Source organism: Rhodococcus sp. 24CO, assembly GCF_050586165.1.
Taxonomy (GTDB): Bacteria; Actinomycetota; Actinomycetes; order Mycobacteriales; family Mycobacteriaceae; genus Rhodococcus_F.
Window position 1 is genome coordinate 128,435 of sequence record NZ_JAZFNF010000010.1, and the last position, 4,235, is coordinate 132,669.

4 protein-coding genes and 1 pseudogene are annotated in these 4,235 nt (G+C 61.7%); 2 read left to right on the top strand and 3 right to left on the bottom strand.

What is annotated here, in order from left to right; translation table 11 throughout:
• Positions 1–21: 21 nt before the first annotated feature.
• A pseudogene (gene istB, locus V2B23_RS24785) lies at positions 22–839 on the bottom strand (IS21-like element helper ATPase IstB).
• Positions 840–1,084: 245 nt separating this feature from the next.
• Between istB and V2B23_RS24790 the strand changes: the two are divergent.
• Entirely contained in the window at positions 1,085–1,249 is a 165-nt protein-coding gene (locus V2B23_RS24790) for a hypothetical protein (RefSeq protein ID WP_430952727.1), read from the top strand.
• Between the two features lie 424 nt (positions 1,250–1,673).
• A complete protein-coding gene (locus V2B23_RS24795) occupies positions 1,674–2,153 on the top strand; it encodes a carboxymuconolactone decarboxylase family protein (RefSeq protein WP_430952728.1) in 480 nt (159 codons plus the stop codon).
• On the opposite strand, the gene V2B23_RS24800 is transcribed toward V2B23_RS24795, so the two are convergent.
• Both V2B23_RS24800 and V2B23_RS24805 read right to left on the bottom strand, forming a co-directional pair.
• A complete protein-coding gene (locus V2B23_RS24800) occupies positions 2,147–2,977 on the bottom strand; it encodes a helix-turn-helix domain-containing GNAT family N-acetyltransferase (protein WP_430952729.1) in 831 nt (276 codons plus the stop codon). The two genes, V2B23_RS24795 and V2B23_RS24800, sit on opposite strands and share 7 nt — an antisense overlap.
• Before the next feature lie 101 nt (positions 2,978–3,078).
• Complete coding sequence (locus V2B23_RS24805) at positions 3,079–4,122, bottom strand: alpha/beta hydrolase (protein WP_430952730.1); 1,044 nt, start codon at positions 4,120–4,122, stop codon at positions 3,079–3,081.
• Positions 4,123–4,235 lie beyond the last annotated feature (113 nt).

Sequence of the window (4,235 nt, forward strand, 5' to 3'; positions counted from 1 at the left end):
AACTAGACCACGCCGATGTATTCATTGTGCCGCGTTGTCTGCTCTCACGGACGGCAATGTATCGATCCCGGTGTTTCTGAGTCGGTAACTCGCCCCTTTCAATGTCAAAACCTCTTCCGTGATGGACGATTCGGTCGATCATCGCGGCGGCGACTGCCTGATCGCCGAACACGTCACCCCATCGGCCGAACGGCAGATTCGATGTCAGAATCAGTGAGGCATGCTCGTAGCGACTCGACACCAACTGGAAAACGCCCCCAAGCACTGCCTGCAGGGAGGGACCCCCGTTCGCGGCGTCCTGTTCGAACGGGATGTAGCCGAACTTCGTCGACGAGAATCAACCCTATTTGCCGTAGTCGCGCCAACTCTGCTGGTAGCTTTCCTACGGCGTGCGCGGCTTTGAGTCTGGCGGTCCAATCAACCGCCGTCGCAAATGCAACCCGATGTCCGGACTGAGCGGCCTTGATCCCCAACCCGATCGCCAGATGCGTTTTGCCAGTGCCCGGCGGCCCCAGAAGCACCACATTGCGTGCCTGCGTCAAGAAGACTCCAGTTCCCAGATATGCCACCATTTCTCGACTGAGTGACGGTTGATAGTCGAAGTTGAACTCCTCCAACAATTTTGGTGTCGGGAACTCGCCCAATCGGATCCGGTTCTGAGTGCCGGACGATTCCCTCGCCGTGACTTCTCGCGACAGCACGGCGGCGAGGTAGTCCTCGTGGCTCCATCCGTCGCTGCGGGCCTGCTCGGCTAGCCGCGGCGCCGATTCCCGTATGCGCGGCGCCTTCATTGCCTGGGCGTAGTGCTCGATGTCCTTGAGTGGATCCACAGCGCCCATCACTGCACCCAATCATCATTACATGATGCAGTACAAGGGAATTCAACTCCGAATGCTCGGTCGTAGTCGCCTAGGTCCCGCATCAACCGGTCCTCGCCGGCGGCAGCCGGCATCGGGGTGTTGGAATTGTTCTCGCAGCCTGGCGGCTGATTTCACGTGTAGTGGATCGGTGACGGTCAGCGATGTCGACGAAAACGCCCGCGTGTATCGGTCTCGTACCCGGGGTCGTATCGATAGTGCAGGCGATGTCACGCAGAGCGCTGATGGTCATGAACTACCAATCTGAGATCGGCTCCCGGCTGCGGACCGCTCGAGGTCGGCTCCCGGCTGCGGACCGCTCGAGGTCGGCTCCCGGCTGCGGACCGCTCGAGGTCGTCCTCCCCGAAGACCCGTCCACCGGTGAGAGTTGAGGTTACAAAAGTTCGAGGAAGCCTCGGGCGATACGCAGTACAGGCAGATCCTGGGCAGACTCTGATCCTCCTCGTCGGTACTCCTCGGCGCCGCCTCGGTGCCCCGCATGGCACACACCACCCGACACCGAAGCTGCCCCCTGGAACGGCAACGTCGCCTGGGCCGCCCTGGCGATACTCTCCGCACACCCCGTGAACTGGATCTCACCCCCACACATCACCCGCCTCGAGCATCGACTGCGGCGATCGAGCCCCAACGAAGTGGCATACCTCCACGCCGCCGCGCCGGGATCAGTGCAGCCAAGGGTTAACGGGCACATGCTCACAACATGGTTCTCATGCCGACCAGTGGGACTCGGTCAGCGGACTGGCAGGTTCGCGCCGCTATCGTCGGAGAAAGAAACCACACGAGATGGAGTCGACGATGAACATCACTGTGCCCGAGGGCAAAGATCCCATCGAATACGTGTGGGGTGACCTGGTTCCCGAGATCGGGCGCGCGGCGTCGAGACTGTCCCACGCAGTCACCACGAAGTCGACTCTCGGCTTACGCGAGTTCGAGGCCGCACGGTTGCGGATCGCACAAATCAACGGCTGCATCGTGTGCATGGACTGGCGCACCGAACGCGACGGTGTAAAAGTTGAAGATACTTTTGCCGAATCCGTTGAAAACTGGGACACCACTGACGCTTTCGACGACCGCACCCGCCTGGCCGCCGAATACGCGCAGCGGTACGCATTGGACCATCACGGCCTCGACGACGCATTCTGGGAACGGATGAGCGCGCAGTACAGCCAAGCGGAGATCGTCGAACTCTCGATCAGCATCGGATCGTGGATCACGTCCGGTCGGCTCAATCACGTTCTCGGACTCGACACGGTCTGCGCACTCCCCGGTCAGTGAAGCTGGGACTCACGGCGTCGTTCCAGAAACAGCGTGTCACGCCACTGTCCACCCAACTGGGCGATCCGTGAGCGGGTGCCGACAACCCGGAATCCGACGGCCTGATGAAGAGCAACGCTCGCCCGATTCTCGGGGAAAATCGATGATTGGACTGTCCAGATCTCACTGGCGTCAGCGGCCTCAACTTGCTGACGAAGGAGCAGTTTCCCGACGCCACGGCCACGCGCTGCGCCGCCGACATAAATGGAGTTCTCGGCAACGCCCCGGTAGCAGTCACGCGATGACGTGGGGCTGAGGGTCGCCCAACCCACGACATGGCCGTCGATCTCGGCTACCCACCGATGATCGGGCAACCATTGCTCGTCCAGCTTCTGCACGGAAGGCACCGACGTGGTGAATGTTGCTGTACCGGTGTCGATTCCCTCGCGGTAGATCGATCGCACGCCGTCCCAGTCACCCTCGGCCATACGGCGCAGCGTGACGTCTGTCGGCAAGGCACCCAGTGTGTCGCGCACCTGCGCCGGCGGCGAGACGATCTTTGCCGCGTCCACGAGGTCGGCATACGCCGAGCCCGAGACGCGGACCACGGAGGTCCCGCCTTGGACATCGACATCGATGAAGCCCACGTTCACGAGCGCCTCGAGATGAGTTCCGAGTGTCGACGGTTCGATGCCGGTTTCACCGGCAAGTGCCGCAATCTCGACTGGTCCCACTGCGGCGAGTTGCAACACTCGGAGCCTTGCCGGATCTCCCAGACAGGCAAATCGACGGGCAAGAACATCGGTGTCTTCGGCTGCGGCGGCGCCACGCGTTTCGGAACTCACCCGGTGATGATAACCGCGCTGACCAGCATCTAGGTTAGTCAGATATCGGTCGATGCGTGCGACGTGAGCAATAACTCACCGGCACATCGCGTTTGCCACACCTATCGCTGGGTACCGATCGCGTCGGCGATCATGGGCCAGGAGTTGTGAAGATCGTCCTGCCAATAACCCCACGAGTGAGTGCCGGTCGGCCGGAAGTCGAACGTAGCCGGAATTCCCAAGGTATTGAGGCGATCCGCAAGGCGCTGCGTGCACTGATTTGTCCCCGCCTCGATCACGCCGCCCACGATCACCTGATTGGCGAGGACACCCGGATCTCCGTTCACCATCGGCCCCGCCAGGGTTTCGTGCGGGCCAGGCAGACCGGTTCCGTTGCTGATGTACAGGTCGATGCCGCGCAACTTCTCCGCGTTGACAACCGGATCGTTGGCCACCCAGGCCGGACTGCCGGGCGGACCCCACATGTTGTTGACGTCGCCGCCGCGGAAGCTGACCACGAAGGTCACATAGTCCTGACCCGGTTGGGTGCTCGTCTCAGCGCATCCACTGAACGCTCCCACAGCGCGATACACCGACGGCGCCGCTTCGGCCAGACTCAAAACCGATGTGCCGGCCATGGACAGACCGGCGACGGCGTTCTCCCCTGTTGTCCCGAGCGTCGCGTCGACGATCGGAGGAAGCTCCTCGGTCAGGAAGGTAGTCCATTTATTGAGTCCGAGAACGGGATCGGGTTGCTGCCAGTCGGTGTAGTAACTGTATGCACCACCGATGGGATTGACGACGTTCACGTTCTTGTCACCGAAGAAATTGACGACGTCTGTCCGGGTCTGCCACGTTGCCGAGTCTTCGCCGCCGCCGGCGCCGTTGAGCAGATAGAGCGTCGGCCGCGGCGCGCTCGCATCTGCTGGGAGGATCACTTCGAGCGGTATCACTTTGTTCATCGCCGCCGAGCGGACGTACATCGTCAGTTGGCGATCGTTGACAACTTCGATGCGATCGAGCGCGGATCCGTCCGCCGATGTCGGTGTGCCGGGGGGAAGAGATCGAGACTGATCGGCAGACGCCAGCGCTACTTCACCGAACAATCCCGTCGACGCGATGAGGGCGCCAACCAGTAGCGCCCGACTGTGTCTGATCCTTCTCATTGCCGCTCCTCGTGCTCGATTGCGGTGCCCGAAAACGGGATGGTCGCTCTTGTGTCATTCCCCCACAGTCCAATCCGAAAACATCACCTGATCGGTACCGTGTGCACACAGGT